Source organism: Pseudomonas sp. MNR3A (assembly GCF_009650575.1).
In the GTDB taxonomy this organism is placed as follows: domain Bacteria; phylum Pseudomonadota; class Gammaproteobacteria; order Pseudomonadales; family Pseudomonadaceae; genus Aquipseudomonas; species Aquipseudomonas machongensis.
On sequence record NZ_VZZS01000009.1, the window covers coordinates 98355 to 115795 of the forward strand.

Sequence of the window (17441 nt, forward strand, 5' to 3'; positions counted from 1 at the left end):
GCTGCGCGTTCAGAACGGAAGCTGCGCAGCTGATTCCTTGGAGACGCAAGCCTCTCACAGCTTGGATGACATGCTAAAGTCCCCGCGTTCACCCTTGCCCCACGGATGCGCGATGCCCTCTCTCGATTCCCAGCTGGCCAACTGGCCCGATCTCAACGCCCGCCACTCCTGCACCGCCCTGCTGGTGGGCAACGGCGCCAGTCGGGTGCTGTGGAAGCCGTTCGGCTACTTCTCGCTGTTCGAACAGGCGCAGCGCGCGGGACGCAAGAGCGGCCTGGCGATCAGCGACCAGGCGCTGTTCAAGGCCTTGGGCACCGAGCTGTTCGAACCGGTGCTGAGCACCCTGAACACCACGGTACGGGCCAACGCGGCCCTGGCGATCAACTCCACCGCGCCGCTGAACCGCTACTACTCGATCAAGGAAGCGTTGATCCACGCCACCCGCACGGTGCATCCGCCGCACACGCTGTTGTCGAGCGCCACCCTGGCGTCGATCAACGCCGCACTGCGCCAGTACCGCAGCGTCTACACCAGCAACTACGACCTGATCCTGCCCTGGGCCATCGAACATGCGCCACAAGGTTTCGCGCAGCTGTTCGATGACGAAGGTTTCTTCGATGTACGCCGCACCGCCAGCACCGGCACCCGGGTCATGCACCTGCACGGTGGCATGCACCTGCTCAAGCTGCCCGACGGCAGCACGCGCCAGCGCAGCGCTGTCGGCAGCGAACTGCTCGACGGCTTCGCCGTGAACATCCCTGGCGAGGTGCCGCTGTTCGTCAATGAAGACCGCAGCGAGCAGAAGCTGCGGGCGATCCGCAACTCGGACTATCTGGCCTGGAGCCTCGCGCAGTTGGCCACCGAACACGACGGTCTATGCCTGTTCGGCCACCACCTGGACAGCAGCGACGAACACCTGCTGCAAGCCATTCACCAAGCCCGCCCCAAGCACTTGAGCATCGCCATCCGGCCTCTGAACGAAGCCTCGATCATCAACCAGAAGCAGCACTTTTCCAAGCGCTTCGCCGATCTTGCTGGCGTTTCCCTGCACTTCTTCGACGCCACCAGCCACCCGCTCGGCGCCGCGGAACTGGCACTGCCGGTGCCGTTGGCGCAAGCGCGACGTCACTGACAATTCATCCGCGGCGATCTGGTAAATGTAAATAATTCTCGATAAGATCCGCACCCTTTCCTTCCCAGGCCAGCCCGGAAAGCGTGCATGCAGCGCCTCAAGCCCGACCCAGCCACCCAGGACACCTGCCGCGGCTTCTATGCCGAGATCCTGCATTTCCTGCGCAAGCGCATGGACAATGCCAGTGACGCCGCCGACATGACCCAGGATGTCTTCACCCAATGGCTGGGCTACCGCGACCGGGCCAAGGTCGAGCAACCCCGCGCCTTTCTGTTCCAGGTGGCGCGCAACTTGCTGAGCGATCACTGGCGTCGGCAGAAGGTGCGCCATGCCGTGCTCGACGACCAGGCCCAGGACGAAACAGCGGCCGACAACGACCCGCTCGACCACGCCCAGCACGCGCAACGCCTGGATCAATTGCGTGAAGTGCTCGGCGAACTCTCGCCGCGGCGACGAGAAGCCCTTATGCTGCACCGCTTCGAAGGCCTGACCCAGGCACAGATCGCTGAACGCATGGACATTTCCGTAAGCATGGTCGAGAAGCACATCGCCGCCGCCCTGCTGCAATGCAAGCAACGGCTGGACAGTGACAATGGCAGGGAGCAGCCGCAATGAGCCTTATCGACGACATCGACCAGCGTCCGATCGACGCCCAGGCGGCCAGTTGGTTCACGCGCAACCGCAATACCCCGTCGCGTGATGAACGCAAGGCTTTCGCCCTGTGGATCCAGCACCCGGAGCATGCGCGCGCCTATCGCCAGTTCGAACAGCTGTGGGACGACCTGGCGGCGCTCAAGCAGGCCAGCCAGCCTGTCGCCCTGCCCATACGCCAGGCACCGCGCTGGCGTCCGGCTCTGGCGGTGGCCGCGGCGCTGCTGTGCGCGGTGCTGGCCAGCAACCTGGGCAGCACCGCTGCACCGATGCATCAGAACCTGGCGGCCAGCAACAGCATGCGCACCCTGCGCCTGCCCGATGGCAGCCAGTTGTTCGTCAACGCCCAGACCCGCCTGCGCCTGGACTTCACCGCCGAACAACGATTGATCAGCCTCGAACACGGCCAGCTGTACATCGAGGTGGCACCCGACAAGGAGCGCCCGCTGTTCGTCGATGCCGGCAGTGCCCGCGTGCGCGTGGTCGGCACCGGCTTCGACCTGCGCCGCGGCGACCGCGAGCTGGCCCTGAGCGTGGCCCACGGCCAGGTCGTCTTCGAGACCTCGGGCGAACATCAGCCTGCGCTGCTGCTCGGTGCCGGACAACGCGTCACCTACGACCCGGCGCGCGGCACGCTGGTGCGCCAGGAGCTCGGAGAGCAGCCGGTGGCCGATTGGCGCGATGGCCACGTGAGCTTTCGCAACCGTGAGCTGGCGAGCCTGATCGACGAACTGAGCCTGTACCGCCAGCAACCGGTGCTGCTCGCCGATCCGAGCCTGGGCCGCTACAAGGTGTCGGGCAATCTCGATGTGCACGATCCGGATGCACTGCTCACCGCCCTGCCCGCGTTGCTCCCGGTAAAAACCACCCTGCTCGGCGACGGCCGCCTGCGCATCGAGCACCGGCCGAAATAAATTTGAGAATTTTAATCATTCGCAGGTGAGGGTTTTTCCCAACACCGCGTCTTCCTCCCCGCCTGCCGCGTGAACGGCGGGCTTTTTTCCGGCCATTTGCCGTTTGGGGGAATCCATGTTGCCTGCGTTGCGTCCGTTGAAAACCTTGCCCACTCGTCCCACCCTGCTCGCCCTGTGCCTGGCCATCAGCCTGGCCGCCGAAGCCGCGCCGCAGCAGTTCGACCTGCCCGCCCAACCGCTGGCGCGCTCGCTGAGCCAACTGGCGCAGCAGGCCAAGGTCCAGCTGCTGTTCGACGAAGCCCTGCTGCACAACGCCCAGGCCCCGGCCCTGCAAGGTGCCTTCGAGGCGCAGGATGCGATCGCCCGCCTGCTTGCCGGCAGCCGCTTCAGCATGGTGCGCATGGGCAACACCTACGTGGTGCGGCTCAACGAAGAGCAACCGCAGGCCGACAACAGCATCCAGCTCGGCGCCATGAGCATCGTCGGCGACGGCCAGCAGATCGGACCGCAGAACGTCGGACGCTCGACCCTCAACCAGGAACAGATCGACCGCTACCAGCCCAGCAATATCCCCAGCGTGCTCGCCACTCTGCCAGGCGTGAACATGGGCGGCTCGGCCAAGCCGGGCGGGCAGACCATCAACATCTGGGGCCTGGGCGACGCCGAAGACGTGCCGATGACCGTCGACGGCGCCACCAAGAGCGGCTTCGAACGCTACCAGCAAGGCACGGTGTTCATCGAGCCGGAGCTGATCAAGCACATCGAGGTGGAAAAAGGCCCGCACTCGGTCAAGACCGGCAATGGCGGTTTCGGCGGCAGCGTCAACATGACCACCAAGGACGCCGGCGACCTGCTCCAGGAAGGGCGCAACAGCGGCGCGATGGTCAAGTACGGCTACGCCAGCAACGACCACCAGCAGGTGTACAGCTCGGCGCTGTTCGGTCGCACCGAGGATGGCCGCTTCGATGGCTTGGCCTACCTGACCAAGCGCGACGGCGGCGACATGAAGCTGGCCAGCAACATCCCCGACCCGGACGGCCGCTACCCGATCAACCCGACGCGCCTGCCCAACAGCGCCCTGGACCTGGACGGCGCACTGTTCAAGGGCAACGTGCACTTCAACGAAGAGCACAGCCTGGGCTTCTCCTGGTCACAGTCGCAGAGCGAACGCTGGGCACCGTTCTCGTCCACGGCCTACCCCACGCCGCCCACCGCCGCCGACATCAAGAAGTACGGCTACGAAGCGGCGCTCAAACGCTTCCTGGCCAACCGCACCACCACCGACACCACCTGGTCGACCACCTACACCTACCAGCCGATCGACAACCGCTGGGTCGACCTGGAAGTGAAGTACTCCGACTCCGACACCAAGCAGACCGACGAGCGCCTGGCCACGGCGTTTTTCCAGCCTGCCACCGGCGGGCGCAAGATGGACACCGAGTACCGCGACCGTATGCTCGCCGTGACCAACACCAGCCTGTTCGAGACCGGCGTGCTGGAGCACGCACTGACGGCGGGCGTGCAAGTGCGCCGCCACGACCGCGACACGCAGATGTGGATGCCGGGCGGCATCTACGACACGCCGCGCTACAACTACGGCCACTACCAGCCGTACTTCATGCCCAGCGGCAAGGTACGGAGCCAGGGCTACTACCTGCAGGACGCCGTCACCCTGGGTGATGTGACCATCACCCCGTCGCTGCGCTACGACCAGGTGACCAACGAGGGCAAGCCCAACAATGCCCCGCTGTACAACAACCCGGCCGCGGGCCACGACTACAGCGACAAGACCTACAGCGGCTGGTCGCCACGTCTGTCGGTGTTCTGGAAGGTCACGCCCAACACCGCCCTGTTCGCCGACTACAGCAAGACCTGGCGGGCGCCGGTGCTGGACGAGCAGTACGAAGTCCAGGGCAGCGGTAGCCGCACCGCCACCAGCCGCAACCTGGACCCGGAGCGCATCACCGCCCTGCGCGTGGGCAGCGTGTTCGACTTCGACAACCTCCTGCTGGCCAACGACAGCGCCCAGGTGCGCACCACGCTGTTTCGCAACCACATCGAGGACGAGATCTTCAAGGCCACCGGCATCGGCTGCCCACAGCAACTGGTCACCGGTGGCAGCATCGCCAACACCTGTGGCGGCGGGCTGATCTCCAACTACCGCAACATTGGCGATGTGGTGATCAAGGGCTTCGAGGTCGAGAGCTTCTACGATTCGACCTACCTGTTCGGCTCGGCGTCGTTCTCCTGGATCACCGGCCGTCACCAGGGCGCCTACACCAACCCCTGGGGCCCGGATGTGTGGGCCAAGGATATTCCCGCGCCGAAATGGATCACCACGCTGGGGGTGAAGATTCCGGCCTGGGATGCGCGGATCGGCTGGACCGCGCAGTTCGTGCGCAAGACCGACCGCCTGCCAAGCGACAAATACTACGAGGGGCCGGCCAGCGTACTGGGTGACCGTTACTACGATCAGTTCGCCAACAGCAGCTACCAGATCCACGGCCTGTTCGCCAACTGGAAGCCGCAGCAGGCCTACCTGAAAGGTACCGAGGTCAACCTGACGGTGGACAACCTGTTCAACGAGTCGGCCCGACCAGAGCTGTCGGGGGAGAATGCGCTGATGCAAGGGCGCAATGCCAAGATCAGCGTGACGCGGTTCTTCTGATTGTCGCCAGTCGCGGTGGGGGCGAGCTTGTCGGGGCGCCGAACCACCGCGAACATTGGCGGTGTGCTGTTCGCGGGTAAACCCGCTCCCACAGGGCCTGGCAGTACTCAGCCGGCAATGAGCCCATCGGCCCGCAACAGGCTCTCCAGGCAATGCTCCTGTACCCCATAGAACGCCTTGAGCTGGGCGATCTTCTCCAGCAGTGCGCTGTTATCCCCCGCCTGTCTGCGCTTGACCGCCAGGATCATCTTGTTCTTGTTGGTGTGCTCCAACGAAATGAACTCGAACACCTTGGTCTCGTAGCCACAAGCTTCCAGATACAACGCGCGCAGGCTGTCGGTGAGCATCTCGGCCTGCTGGCCCAGGTGCAGCCCGTACTGCAGCATGGGCTGCAACAGCCCTGGGCTGTGCAGTTGCGGACGGATCTGCTTGTGGCAGCACGGTGAGCACATGATGATCGACGCGCCGCAGCGGATCCCGGTATGGATGGCGTAGTCGGTGGCGGTATCGCAGGCGTGCAGCGCGATCATCACCTCGATGGCATCGGGCACCACGCTACGCACATCGCCGCACTGGAACTCCAGGCCAGAATGCTCCAGCCGCGCCGCGGCAGCGTTGCACAGCTCGACCATGTCGGGGCGCAATTCCACGCCGGTCACTTGCGCTTCGCGAGCCAGGGTGTTGCGCAGGTAGTCATGCATGGCGAAGGTCAGGTAGCCCTTGCCCGAACCGAAGTCGGCGACTCGCAGCACCTGGTCGGCAGTCAGCGGCGCACTGCCCAGGGCATGCGCGAAGACCTCGATGAACTTGTTGATCTGCTTCCACTTGCGCGACATCGACGGAATCAGCGCACCTTGAGTGTCGGTCACGCCCAGATCGCGCAGAAATGGCCGCGACAGTTCCAGATAGCGTTTCTTCTCACGATCGTGCCCCCCCGCCGCAGCCTCGCGCGGCACCTGGGTGCCGTGGCGTTGCAACAGCGGCTTGCCCTTCTTGCTGAACCCCAGTTGCACCTCGCCTTCGGCGGTGAACAGATGGGCATTGCGAAAGCTCTCCGGCAACAACTCGGCGACAAGGGCCTGGGCCTGATCCAGCGGCAGGTTGCGGGTGATGTCGCGGGTCTGGTGACGGTAGACCAGCGACAGGCAGGGCTGGCCCTTGATCTGCACAGGCTTTGCAATGATCCGTTGCAGGCTCTGGTCGGCACCGACATGGCGCGCCAGCACCAGCTTGGTCAGGGTTTCGCTGTGCAGGGCATCGCCCAGCAAGGTCAGGAACTGGGCGCGGGCGTCCGCAGCGGGGGTGGAGGAAGACATGGGAAGGGGGTGCCTCAAAATGCGCAATGGCCGGCATTCTACAGGTTTGCAGGCTTGAGTGGCTGTGCAGGCCCGATCGTCGGCCCGCACCGCCACACACTGTTCAATCCAGGATCACCAGCTGGTTGGGCAACTGGTTGCGCCGCCGCGTCGGCGGCAGGTGCTGGCCGAGCAACTCGCCGCAGGCATCGATGCATTCGACGAACCCCTGCAAGGTGCGCCCCGCGCAGACCTGCGCGGTAAAACGTGCCACCAGTTCGGCACGTGCTCGTTCGTCCAGGTGCTGGGCGATGCCCTCGTCCGCCAGGATGGCCACATAGCGCTCCGCCTCGCTGACGAAGATCAACACCCCGGTAGCTCCCTCGGTGCGCTGCAGGTTTTGCTCACGAAATTGCCGCCGCGCAAGATCGGCGGCACGGCGGTGGCGCAGCACCCGTGGGACCAGCCAGCCGGCCAGGCGCGGGTTACGCAGCAACAGGCTGAAGGCGATGAAGGTCAGTACCTGGGCCACCAGCAGCCCACGCAGCCCTGGCCACCCCAGCAGCACCTGCACCAATCCGGGGAGCGCCAGCGCCAGCAGCACGGCCCACAGCAACGGCAGGTAGGCATAGTCATCGGCGTGGCGCGCCAGCACCGTCACCAGCTCCGCGTCGGTGCGCTGTTCGGCACGAGCGATGGCTTCGGCAACCTGGCGTTGTTCGTATTCATTGAGAAGGGTCATGCCTTCGGTCTCTCGATCGTTCTTATAGTTGTTAGCCCGGCACGCGGTCGCGAGAGTGTATCTCATCGAGCCCCACTTATAAGGCATAATCCGCGGCGACCGCGGGAGGATGGGGGAGCGACCTGTTACACCGCCAGCGGGCCAGACAACAACAGCCGTCCGAAAAATCGGCCGCGAGCGAACCACTCGACAACGGAATTGATGATGAAACTGTCCTTGCTGGGCCTGGCCATGGGCCTTGCCAGTCAGGCGGCCGTGGCCGCCACCTCTGCCCCGCCCCTGGAAGACAAGCGGGCCTTCATCGACCATCTGATCAGCCAGATGACCGTCGACGAGAAGATCGGTCAGTTGCGCCTGATCAGTATCAGCCCGGAAATGCCGCGCGAAAAGATCCGCGAGGAGATCGCCGCCGGTCGCATCGGCGGTACCTTCAACTCGCGCACAGCGCCCGAGAACCGGCCGATGCAGGACGCCGCCATGCGCAGCCGCCTGAAGATTCCGATGTTCTTTGCGTACGACACCATCCATGGTGAGCGTACGATCTTCCCGATAAGCCTGGGCCTGGCAGCGACCTGGGACATGGACGCCATCGCCAAGGTCGGCCGCACCTCGGCCATCGAAGCTTCGGCCGATGCCCTGGACATGACCTTCGCGCCGATGGTCGACATCGCCCGCGACCCACGCTGGGGTCGCACCAGCGAGGGCTTCGGCGAAGACACCTACCTCACCTCGAAGATCGGCCAGGTGATGGTCCGCTCGTTCCAGGGCAAGAGCCCGGCCGAGCCCGACAGCATCATGGCCATCGTCAAGCACTTCGCCCTGTATGGCGCAGTGGAAGGCGGGCGCGACTACAACACGGTCGATATGAGCCTGCCGAAAATGTACAACGACTACCTGCCACCCTACCGCGCCAGCCTCGACGCCGGTGCGGGCGGGGTGATGGTAGCGCTGAACTCGATCAACGGCGTACCGGCCACCTCCAATACCTGGCTGATGAACGATCTGCTGCGCAAGGAGTGGGGCTTCAAGGGCGTGACCATCAGCGACCACGGCGCCATCCAGGAGCTGATCCGCCACGGCGTGGCCCGCGACGGCCGCGAGGCGGCGAAGCTGGCGATCAAGGCCGGCATCGACATGAGCATGAACGACACCCTCTACGGCCAGGAGCTGCCGGGGTTGCTCAAGTCCGGTGAAGTGACCCAGGCCGAGCTCGACCAGGCGGTACGCGAAGTGCTGGGCGCCAAGTACGAGATGGGCCTGTTCAAGAACCCCTACGTGCGCATCGGCAAGCCCGAGACCGATCTCAAGGACTACTACGGCGACGACCGCCTGCACCGTGAAGCCGCCCGCGACGTGGCACGGCGCAGCCTGGTGCTGCTGGAGAACAAGAAGCAGGCCCTGCCGCTGAAGAAGGCCGGCACCATCGCCCTGGTCGGCCCACTGGCCGATGCCCCGATCGACATGATGGGCAGTTGGGCTGCCGACGGCCGCCCCGAACATTCGGTGACGGTTCGCGAAGGCCTGCGTCGCGCCACCGAAGGCAAGGCCAAGGTCATCTATGCCAAGGGTTCGAACATCACCGGCGACAAGGCGATCTTCGACTACCTGAACTTCCTCAACTTCGCGGCGCCAGAAATCATCGACGATCCGCGCCCGGCCGCCGTGCTGATCGATGAAGCGGTCAAGGCCGCCAAGCAATCGGACGTGGTAGTGGCGGTGGTGGGTGAGTCGCGCGGCATGTCCCACGAGTCGTCCAGCCGCACCACCCTGGAGATTCCGGCGGTACAGCGCGAGCTGATCAAGGCGCTCAAAGCCACCGGCAAACCCCTGGTGCTGGTGCTGATGAACGGCCGTCCGCTGTCGATCGCCTGGGAGCGCGAGCAGGCCGATGCCATCCTCGAAACCTGGTTCAGCGGCACCGAAGGCGGCAACGCCATCGCCGATGTGCTGTTCGGCGACTACAACCCGTCCGGCAAGCTGGCCATCACCTTCCCGCGGTCGGTCGGGCAGATCCCGATGTACTACAACCACCTGAGCATCGGCCGCCCGTTCACCCCGGGCAAGCCGGGCAACTACACCTCGCAGTACTTCGAGGAGCCCAATGGCCCGCTGTATCCGTTCGGTTACGGCCTGAGCTACAGCACCTTCGAGCTCTCGGATCTTGCGCTGTCGAAGACCGCGCTCAAGCGCGGTGACAACCTGCAGGCCGAAGTGACGGTGAAGAACACCGGCAAGGTCGATGGCGAAACCGTGGTGCAGCTGTACATCCAGGATGTCAGCGCTTCGATGAGCCGTCCGGTGAAAGAGCTGAAGAACTTCCAGAAGGTGCTGCTCAAGGCGGGTGAGTCCCGAACCTTGACCTTCCGCATCAGCGAGGATGACCTGAAGTTCTACAATGGCCAGTTGCAGCATGTGGCCGAGCCTGGGCAGTTCAACGTCCAGATCGGACTGGACTCGCAGGCCGTGCAGCAGCAGAGCTTCGAGTTGCTGTAGACCGCTGCGGCCACTGCGCGGGCACGCCCGCTCCCACAGGGTCGGATGTGCTCTTGTGGGAGCGGGTTTACCCGCGAAGGGGCCGGCACTTTAAACAGAACGCCCGGACCCGCACCATGCCCTCACCCTTCCGCGCACTGCGCCTGGCCCTGATCATTCTGCTGATCCTGGTCGGCACTGCCCTCAGCGCCAGTTGGGCGATGCACCACGCCAAGCGCCAGGCGATGCAGACCGACGCACGCCGGGCCAGCGAGCAGTTGACCCTCTACGCCAACGGCCTGCATACGCTCATCGAACGCTACCGCGCCCTGCCCGCCGTCCTGGCGCTGGACCCGGAGCTGATCGATGCCCTGCGCGGGCCGGTCGGCGAATCGCTGCAGGATGCGCTGAACCGCAAGCTCGAACGCATCAACGGCGCCGCCAACTCCTCCACCCTCGAACTGCTCGACCGCACCGGTCTCGCCGTGGCAGCCAGCAACTGGCGCCTGCCGACCACGTATGTCGGCTCCAACTATGGCTTTCGCCCCTATTTCAAACAGACCCGCAGCCAGGGCACCGGCAGCTTCTACGCCGTCGGCGTGACCAGCGGCGTGCCGGGCTATTTCCTGTCCAGCGCAGTGAACGACGAGCACGGACGCTTCCTCGGTGCCATGGTGGTCAAGCTTGAGTTCCCCGAGCTCGAACGCGAATGGCGCCAGGGCAGCGACATCCTGCTGGTCAGCGATGCGCGCGGGATCATCTTCATCGCCAACCAGAACGGCTGGCGCTATCGCGAGCTGCAGCCCTTGACTGCCGCAGACCGCGCTGAGCTGGCCGAAACCCGCCAGTACGACAAACAGCCCCTGGTCCCTCTGCAGCACCAGTTGCTGACCCGCTTCGACGAACGCAGCACGTTCAGCCGCGTGCAGGGGCCGGACGGCAGCGCCGACTATCTGTGGGAGAGCTTGCCGCTGGCCACCGAAGGCTGGACCCTGCATCTGCTGCGCAAGCCGCAGGTCAGCGAGGATGCCCGCAATGCGGCGCTGTCTGGCGCCGCGGTGTGGTTGAGCCTGGTGTTCGCCGTGCTGTTCGTCAGCCAGCGCCTGCGCATCGCCCGCCTGCGCCAACGCAGCCGCGAAGAGCTGACGCGCCTGGTCGAGGAGCGCACACGCGAGTTGCGCACTGCCCAGGAAGGCCTGGTGCAGTCGGCCAAGTTGGCGGCGCTGGGGCAGATGTCGGCGGCGCTGGCCCATGAGATCAACCAGCCGTTGACCACCCAGCGCATGCAACTGGAAACCCTGCGCCTACTGCTCGACCATGGCCGCCATGAACAGGCGCGTCAGGCGCTGGAGCCGCTGGAGCAGATGCTCACGCGCATGGCCGCCCTCACCGGCCACCTCAAGACCTTCGCACGCAATAGCCCAGGCGGGCTGCGCGAGCGTCTCGACCTGGCCACCGTGGTCGACCAGGCCCTGCACCTGCTCGACACCCGCATTCGCGGCGAGCAGGTCGAGGTGGCGCTGTACCTGGCGCGTCCTGCGTGGGTGCGCGGCGACGCGATCCGCCTCGAACAGGTGCTGATCAACCTGCTGCACAACGCCCTCGACGCCATGGCCGACAAGCGCTACAAACGTCTGGAGATCCGCATCGAAGCCGAGGACGAACGCTGGCACCTGAGCGTGCTCGACTCCGGTGGCGGCATCAAGGATGCCGACCTGGCCCGCGTCTTCGACCCCTTCTTCACCACCAAGCCGGTGGGCGAAGGCCTGGGCCTGGGCCTGGCGATTTCCTATGGCATCGTTCATGAAGCCGGCGGCCAGTTGCAGGTCGAAAACCTGCCTGGCGGTGCCCGCTTCAGCCTTACCCTGCCCCGCGACCTGGAGCCTGCATGTTGAATTCAGTGATCGTCGTCGACGACGAAGCCAGCATCCGCACCGCGGTGGAGCAATGGCTGAGCCTGTCCGGCTTCAGCGTGCAGTTGTTCGCCCGCGCAGAGGAATGTCTCGCGCAACTGCCACAGCACTTCCCCGGCGTGGTCATCAGCGATGTGCGCATGCCGGGCATGGATGGCCTGCAGCTGCTCGAACGCCTGCAGGCACAGGACCCTGACCTGCCGGTGATCCTGCTCACCGGCCACGGCGATGTGCCGATGGCAGTGGAGGCCATGCGCAACGGCGCCTACGACTTCCTGGAAAAACCCTTCACCCCGCAGCACTTGCTGGGCAGCCTGCGCCGCGCCCTGGACAAGCGCCAACTGGTGCTGGAAAACCGCGCGCTGCACCAGCAGGCCGACCTCAAGGAACGGCTGCAAGCGACCCTGCTGGGGATGTCCCAGGGCCTGCAACAGTTGCGTCGGCAGGTACTGGAACTGGCGGGGTTGCCAGTCAATGTGCTGATCCGCGGCGAAACCGGCAGCGGCAAGGAGCGCGTGGCGCGATGCCTGCACGACTTCGGCCCACGCGCCGACAAACCCTTCGTCGCCCTCAATTGCGCGGCAATCCCCGAAACCCTGTTCGAGGCCGAGCTGTTCGGCCATGAGAGCGGCGCCTTCACCGGCGCCCAGGGCAAACGCATCGGCAAGCTGGAATATGCCAATGGCGGCACGGTATTTCTCGACGAGATCGAGAGCATGCCGCTGGCCCAGCAGGCCAAGTTGCTGCGGGTGATTCAGGAGCAGAAACTCGAACGCCTGGGTGCCAACCAGAGCATCAGCGTCGACTTGCGCATCATCGCCGCGACCAAACCCGATCTGCTCGACGAGGCTCGCGCCGGGCGGTTTCGCGAAGACCTGGCGTACCGCCTGAACGTTGCCGAACTGCGTCTGGCGCCACTGCGCGAGCGGCGCGAGGACATCCCGTTGCTGTTCGAGCATTTCGTCCGTACCGCCGCCGAGCGCCTGGGGCGCAGCAGCACACCGCCGCTTTCAGGCGCGCAACTGGCGCAACTGCTAGCCCATGACTGGCCGGGCAATGTGCGCGAGCTGGCCAATGCCGCCGAGCGCCATGCGCTGGGGCTGGGTTCATCGAGCATCGAGGTGGCGCCGGGAGGTCAGTCGCTGAGCGAACAGATGGAGGCGTTCGAGCTGCAGTGCCTGCGCGCGGCGCTGCGTCAGCACAAGGGCGAGATCAAAGGCGTCATGGAGACGTTGCAACTGCCGCGGCGGACGCTGAACGAGAAGATGCAGCGCCATGGCCTGATGCGCGAGGATTTTATCGAGCGCGAATGAGCGGAATCTTGCCGATCAAAAGCTTCCAATAGGCGGGTTACCGCTCATATGGCCTGTGTCTGGCCGGTGCAAGCAGCGCGGCTGTTCGCGGGCAAGCCCGCTCCTACGGATACAGTGCAGGCCTTGATCCATCGCGTTTCCGGGGCGCTGGCATGCCCAAGGATGGGGCGGCCGACACCTCATTCGGATCGTTACGCCCTCATTTGGCACAGCTTCTGCAAAACCCTTCTCAAGCCGCGGTCCCGCGCGCCTCACAAAAACAACGAGAAGGTATCCCTGATGGATAACGCCACCACCCTGCCCGCCGGGGCGGCCACTGCGCCCGCCGCGGAAAAAACCACCGCCAGTCGTCTCAAGTCGATCTTCAGCGGTTCGATCGGCAACATGGTCGAATGGTACGACTGGTACGTCTACGCCGCATTCTCGCTGTACTTCGCCAAAGCCTTCTTCCCCGCTGGCGACACCACCGCACAACTGCTCAACACCGCCGCGATCTTCGCCGTGGGCTTCCTGATGCGCCCGATCGGTGGCTGGCTGATGGGGCTGTACGCCGACCGCAAGGGCCGCAAGGCTGCGCTGATGGCTTCGGTACTGCTGATGTGCGCAGGCTCGCTGGTCATCGCCCTGACGCCGGGCTATGAAACCATCGGCGTCGCCGCGCCTATCCTGCTGGTGATCGCACGCCTGATGCAGGGTCTGTCGGTCGGCGGTGAATATGGCACCTCGGCCACCTACCTCAGCGAGATGGCCAGCAAGGAACGCCGTGGCTTCTTCTCCAGTTTCCAGTACGTCACCCTGATTTCCGGCCAGCTCATCGCCCTGGCGGTGCTGATCATCCTGCAGAACGTGCTGACCACCGAAGAGCTGTATGCCTGGGGCTGGCGCGTGCCCTTCGTGATCGGCGCGCTGTGCGCGGTGGTTGCGCTGTACCTGCGCCGTGGGATGGAAGAGACCGCTTCCTTCACCAGGAAGGAGAAGTCCAAGGAAAGCCTGATGCGCACCCTGATGCGCCACCCCAAGGAGCTGATGACCGTCGTCGGCCTGACCATGGGCGGCACCCTGGCCTTCTACACCTACACCACCTACATGCAGAAGTACCTGGTCAACACCGTCGGCATGAGCATCAGCGACTCGACCACCATCTCGGCGGCCACGCTGTTCCTGTTCATGTGCCTGCAGCCGGTGATCGGCGGGCTATCCGACAAGATCGGCCGGCGCCCGATCCTCATCGCCTTCGGCGTGCTGGGCACCCTGTTCACCGTACCGATCCTCAGCACCCTGCACACCATCCAGAGCTGGTGGGGCGCCTTCTTCCTGATCATGGCGGCGCTGATCATCGTCAGTGGCTACACCTCGATCAACGCCGTGGTGAAGGCCGAGCTGTTCCCCACCGAGATCCGCGCCCTGGGCGTTGGCCTGCCCTACGCACTGACCGTGTCGATCTTCGGCGGCACCGCCGAGTACGTGGCCCTGTGGTTCAAGAGCGCTGGCATGGAAACCGGCTTCTACTGGTACGTCACCGGCTGCATCGCCTGCTCGCTGCTGGTCTACGCGACCATGAAGGACACCAAGCAGCACTCGCGCATCACCACTGATTGATTCTGCGTTCGCTGTAATTGAAAAGGGTCGTTCCGGTGGAGCGACCCTTTTTTGCGGCCGCAAAAAAGCTCTGCTGCGGGCATTTGTACCGTTCGCGTCAGTCCTTTTTTCTTGAGGTCAGGATACTTCCAGCACTTGCTGCGGCTGACGACGCTGGTAGTAGGTGGCCAGTAGCACCAGCGCCAGCAGGATCGCGCCCAACACCATGGACGAGCCGATCGTGCCAAAGTCCAGACCGCCTTTTTCGTATGGCTTGGTGAGAAAATCGCCCAGAGTTGCACCGAATGGCCGAGTCAGCACGAAGGCTACCCAGAACAGCACCACACCAGGGATTCGGGTCCAATAACGCGCCATAGCCACCAACACGATGGCACTGCCGATCAGCAGGGCGCCACCCGCGAAGCCCAGGCCTGAATCATCTGCAAGGTAGTCGCCCAGTGCGGTGCCAAGAGTGTTGGAGAACAGGATCGCAACCCAGTAGAACAACTCGCCCGCACGACTGCGGATGCGCGTGACATCCAGTGGATTACCACTCAGCCGCCACAGGGCGAAGGTCAACAGCAGGATGCCGATCAGCAGCGCTGAACCTGCGGCGTAACCCAACCCGAGCGTGCGATCCATGAAATCGGACAGGGTGGTGCCAGCGGTGCTGGTGGACAGTATCACCAGCCAGTAGAGCACTGGGTGATAGCGGCGGGAATAAAGCTGGGTGAGCAACGTCAGCAAGAACACGCTGATCAGCAACAGCGAACTCATGGCGTAGCCGATGTCGAGCGTCATCGATAGCAGGTCGCCAGCCGTCTCGCCCAGCGTGGTGGCGCAGATCTTCATGACCCAGAAGGCCAAGGTGATTTGCGGAAGTTTATTCATCGTGTGCCGCTCCGGTTTCTGGAATGCGGCGATGTTGAAGACGAACGTCTGAAAAATCGGTTGGAAAGGAATGAAAAAACCGTTAGGCGTCGAGAGCGACGAAGGGTTGAGTCCTTAACTCGCCATTAATTGAGGTGGAGCAACCTACAAGCGCTGACAGAACGCTTTCGGATATTTGATATGCCGCATGCTGCGGGGTAGAGCCGACAGCTACTTATTTGGACATCTCGCGCGCAAACACATCGATTAAATTGATTATTTTACGTAATTTTTTGCGCTTTTTAATCAAATTAATCGGCGTAGCATGAGATCCATAGCAAGAACAAACCCCCTCGAATCTACTGGAGCAACGACCATGAAAAACCAACTGATCCTGACCCTGGCCCTTTCGGTCTTCGCCGCAGGTGCCTTCGCCGAAGACGGCTTTGACCGCACCAACGCCCACACCTCCGCCGCGGCACAAAGCCAATCGGCCAGCTACGCAGAAGACGGTTTCGACCGCACCGGCGGCCAACGCTTCGCCGAAGACGGCTTCGACCGCACTGGTGGCCAACGCTTCGCTGAAGACGGCTTCGACCGCACTGGCGGCCAACGCTTCGCTGAAGACGGCTTCGACCGCACTGGTGGCCAACGCTTCGCTGAAGACGGCTTCGACCGCACTGGTGGCCAACGCTTTGCAGAAGACGGTTTCGACCGCACTGGCGGCCAACGTTTCGCCGAAGACGGCTTCGACCGCACTGGCGGCCAACGCTTCGCCGAAGATGGCTTCGACCGCACTGGCGGCCAGCGCTTCGCTGAAGATGGCTTCAGCCGCACCAACGCCCACCGCATCAGCTGATCACTGATGCGTGTCACCCAGCCCGGCTTTGGCCGGGCTTGATCATTCCCAGCCAGCTCAAGGCTTGGCACACTAGGCGCCTCGTCCGTCCCAGAGGAAGGGCCAAGGCCCTGCGCAGATGCACTACTACGAACCCGCCAAAGGCCACGGCCTGCCCCACGACCCGTTCAACGCCATCGTCGGCCCCCGGCCCATCGGCTGGATATCCTCCCATGATCGCGAAGGTCGCCTGAACCTGGCGCCCTACAGCTTCTTCAACGCCTTCAACTACATTCCACCGATCATCGGTTTCTGCAGCGTCGGGCGCAAAGACAGCCTGAACAACATCGAACAGACCGGCGAGTTCGTCTGGAACCTGGCCACGCGCCCGCTGGCCGAGCAGATGAACCAGAGCTGCGCGGCAGTGGCTGCAGATATCAACGAATTCGAGCTGAGCGGCCTGACACCGGCGCCCTCGAACGTGGTCGGCGTGCCGCGGGTGGGTGAGAGCCCGGTGAACTTCGAGTGCAAGGTGAGCCAGATCATCCAGCTCAAGCGCGCCGATCAGGAGCTGGTGCCCAGCTGGCTGATCCTGGGTGAAGTGGTGGCCGTGCACATCGCCGAGCACCTGCTCAAAGAGGGTATCTACGACACTGCTGCCGCCGAGCCGATCCTGCGTGGCGGTGGCCCGGCGGATTACTTCGAGCTGGGCAACCTGTTCAAGATGCGTCGCCCGCAGGCCTGATCACCAGGCCAGCTCGCCCTCTTCACCGACGCCCTGCAGGCGTTCGAGTTCGGCACAGGCCGCCTCGTCAGCGGCCAGTGCCGACTTGAACACCTGGCCCTCCAGGACTTTGTGAAAGCGCGGTGCCCCACCCATGTGCAGGGCCTTGACCGCGATTGCCGCGTGGTAGCCGCCACCTTCGACCGGGACCATCGCCGAAACGGCCTCGAAGCCCGGGAATTCTCTACGTGCCATTGCTGTGCTCCAGCTGTTGAACGAGGGGCGGGATTCTACTGCAGCAGGCGTTACGGTAGTGGCCTTTTCATAGGCA

13 protein-coding genes and 1 pseudogene are annotated in these 17441 nt (G+C 64.1%); 10 read left to right on the top strand and 4 right to left on the bottom strand.

Features of this window, described 5'->3' with window-relative positions:
- The first annotated feature begins 112 nt into the window (after positions 1-112).
- The 4 genes from F6X62_RS07605 (at position 113) to F6X62_RS07620 (ending at position 5365) form a co-directional block, all read left to right on the top strand.
- Positions 113-1132 (top strand): DUF4917 family protein, encoded by a 1020-nt coding sequence (locus tag F6X62_RS07605; protein WP_153773139.1) that lies wholly within the window; start codon positions 113-115, stop codon positions 1130-1132.
- Between the two features lie 87 nt (positions 1133-1219).
- A complete protein-coding gene (locus tag F6X62_RS07610) occupies positions 1220-1747 on the top strand; it encodes an RNA polymerase sigma factor (protein ID WP_063545935.1) in 528 nt (175 codons plus the stop codon).
- Positions 1744-2697: a FecR domain-containing protein gene (locus tag F6X62_RS07615; protein WP_153773140.1), complete on the top strand. Its 954-nt coding sequence runs from the start codon at positions 1744-1746 to the stop codon at positions 2695-2697. The genes F6X62_RS07610 and F6X62_RS07615 overlap by 4 nt, the downstream gene beginning before the upstream one ends.
- Positions 2698-2812: 115 nt before the next feature.
- On the top strand, positions 2813-5365 hold the full coding sequence (locus tag F6X62_RS07620) for a TonB-dependent receptor (protein WP_153773141.1): 2553 nt from the start codon (positions 2813-2815) through the stop codon (positions 5363-5365).
- A gap of 107 nt (positions 5366-5472) precedes the next feature.
- On the opposite strand, the gene F6X62_RS07625 is transcribed toward F6X62_RS07620, so the two are convergent.
- Together F6X62_RS07625 and F6X62_RS25185 are read right to left on the bottom strand one after the other, a co-directional pair.
- Positions 5473-6681, bottom strand: a complete 1209-nt coding sequence (locus F6X62_RS07625) for an SAM-dependent methyltransferase (protein WP_153773142.1) — start codon at positions 6679-6681, stop codon at positions 5473-5475.
- A 103-nt stretch (positions 6682-6784) separates the two neighbouring features.
- Positions 6785-7402 carry a TPM domain-containing protein gene (locus F6X62_RS25185; RefSeq protein WP_178117531.1) on the bottom strand — a complete coding sequence of 206 codons (618 nt, stop codon included), beginning with the start codon at positions 7400-7402 and terminating at the stop codon, positions 6785-6787.
- A gap of 201 nt (positions 7403-7603) precedes the next feature.
- Here F6X62_RS25185 and bglX point away from each other — a divergent pair, with 201 nt between their 5' ends.
- From bglX to F6X62_RS07650, 4 genes are all read left to right on the top strand, one after another.
- Positions 7604-9895, top strand: a complete 2292-nt coding sequence (gene bglX, locus F6X62_RS07635; protein ID WP_153773143.1) for a beta-glucosidase BglX — start codon at positions 7604-7606, stop codon at positions 9893-9895.
- 116 nt (positions 9896-10011) lie between these two features.
- Entirely contained in the window at positions 10012-11769 is a 1758-nt protein-coding gene (locus F6X62_RS07640) for an ATP-binding protein (protein ID WP_112899039.1), read from the top strand.
- Positions 11763-13100 (top strand): sigma-54 dependent transcriptional regulator, encoded by a 1338-nt coding sequence (locus F6X62_RS07645; protein WP_153773144.1) that lies wholly within the window; start codon positions 11763-11765, stop codon positions 13098-13100. Before F6X62_RS07640 ends, F6X62_RS07645 begins: the two co-directional genes overlap by 7 nt.
- A 279-nt stretch (positions 13101-13379) precedes the next feature.
- Complete coding sequence (locus tag F6X62_RS07650) at positions 13380-14699, top strand: MFS transporter (RefSeq protein WP_153773145.1); 1320 nt, start codon at positions 13380-13382, stop codon at positions 14697-14699.
- A 117-nt stretch (positions 14700-14816) separates the two neighbouring features.
- On the opposite strand, the gene F6X62_RS07655 is transcribed toward F6X62_RS07650, so the two are convergent.
- The gene (locus F6X62_RS07655) at positions 14817-15569 is read right to left on the bottom strand and encodes a hypothetical protein (RefSeq protein WP_153773146.1); all 753 of its coding nucleotides are present in this window, start codon (positions 15567-15569) and stop codon (positions 14817-14819) included.
- A 355-nt stretch (positions 15570-15924) separates the two neighbouring features.
- Between F6X62_RS07655 and F6X62_RS07660 the strand changes: the two are divergent.
- A pseudogene (locus tag F6X62_RS07660) lies at positions 15925-16287 on the top strand (heme utilization protein); the annotation flags it as partial.
- Between the two features lie 238 nt (positions 16288-16525).
- A complete protein-coding gene (locus F6X62_RS07665; RefSeq protein ID WP_063545944.1) occupies positions 16526-17131 on the top strand; it encodes a flavin reductase family protein in 606 nt (201 codons plus the stop codon).
- Here F6X62_RS07665 and F6X62_RS07670 read toward each other — a convergent pair whose 3' ends face one another.
- A complete protein-coding gene (locus tag F6X62_RS07670; protein ID WP_065862393.1) occupies positions 17132-17365 on the bottom strand; it encodes a hypothetical protein in 234 nt (77 codons plus the stop codon).
- Positions 17366-17441 lie beyond the last annotated feature (76 nt).

What these genes read in the sequence shown, in the direction of transcription:
- F6X62_RS07605 (WP_153773139.1), top strand. Translation starts at nt 113, where the DNA reads ATGCCCTCTCTCGATTCCCAGCTGGCCAACTGGCCCGATCTCAACGCC.
- F6X62_RS07610 (WP_063545935.1), top strand. Translation starts at nt 1,220, where the DNA reads ATGCAGCGCCTCAAGCCCGACCCAGCCACCCAGGACACCTGCCGCGGC.
- F6X62_RS07615 (WP_153773140.1), top strand. Translation starts at nt 1,744, where the DNA reads ATGAGCCTTATCGACGACATCGACCAGCGTCCGATCGACGCCCAGGCG.
- F6X62_RS07620 (WP_153773141.1), top strand. Translation starts at nt 2,813, where the DNA reads ATGTTGCCTGCGTTGCGTCCGTTGAAAACCTTGCCCACTCGTCCCACC.
- F6X62_RS07625 (WP_153773142.1), bottom strand. Translation starts at nt 6,681, where the DNA reads ATGTCTTCCTCCACCCCCGCTGCGGACGCCCGCGCCCAGTTCCTGACC.
- F6X62_RS25185 (WP_178117531.1), bottom strand. Translation starts at nt 7,402, where the DNA reads ATGACCCTTCTCAATGAATACGAACAACGCCAGGTTGCCGAAGCCATC.
- bglX (WP_153773143.1), top strand. Translation starts at nt 7,604, where the DNA reads ATGATGAAACTGTCCTTGCTGGGCCTGGCCATGGGCCTTGCCAGTCAG.
- F6X62_RS07640 (WP_112899039.1), top strand. Translation starts at nt 10,012, where the DNA reads ATGCCCTCACCCTTCCGCGCACTGCGCCTGGCCCTGATCATTCTGCTG.
- F6X62_RS07645 (WP_153773144.1), top strand. Translation starts at nt 11,763, where the DNA reads ATGTTGAATTCAGTGATCGTCGTCGACGACGAAGCCAGCATCCGCACC.
- F6X62_RS07650 (WP_153773145.1), top strand. Translation starts at nt 13,380, where the DNA reads ATGGATAACGCCACCACCCTGCCCGCCGGGGCGGCCACTGCGCCCGCC.
- F6X62_RS07655 (WP_153773146.1), bottom strand. Translation starts at nt 15,569, where the DNA reads ATGAATAAACTTCCGCAAATCACCTTGGCCTTCTGGGTCATGAAGATC.
- F6X62_RS07665 (WP_063545944.1), top strand. Translation starts at nt 16,526, where the DNA reads ATGCACTACTACGAACCCGCCAAAGGCCACGGCCTGCCCCACGACCCG.
- F6X62_RS07670 (WP_065862393.1), bottom strand. Translation starts at nt 17,365, where the DNA reads ATGGCACGTAGAGAATTCCCGGGCTTCGAGGCCGTTTCGGCGATGGTC.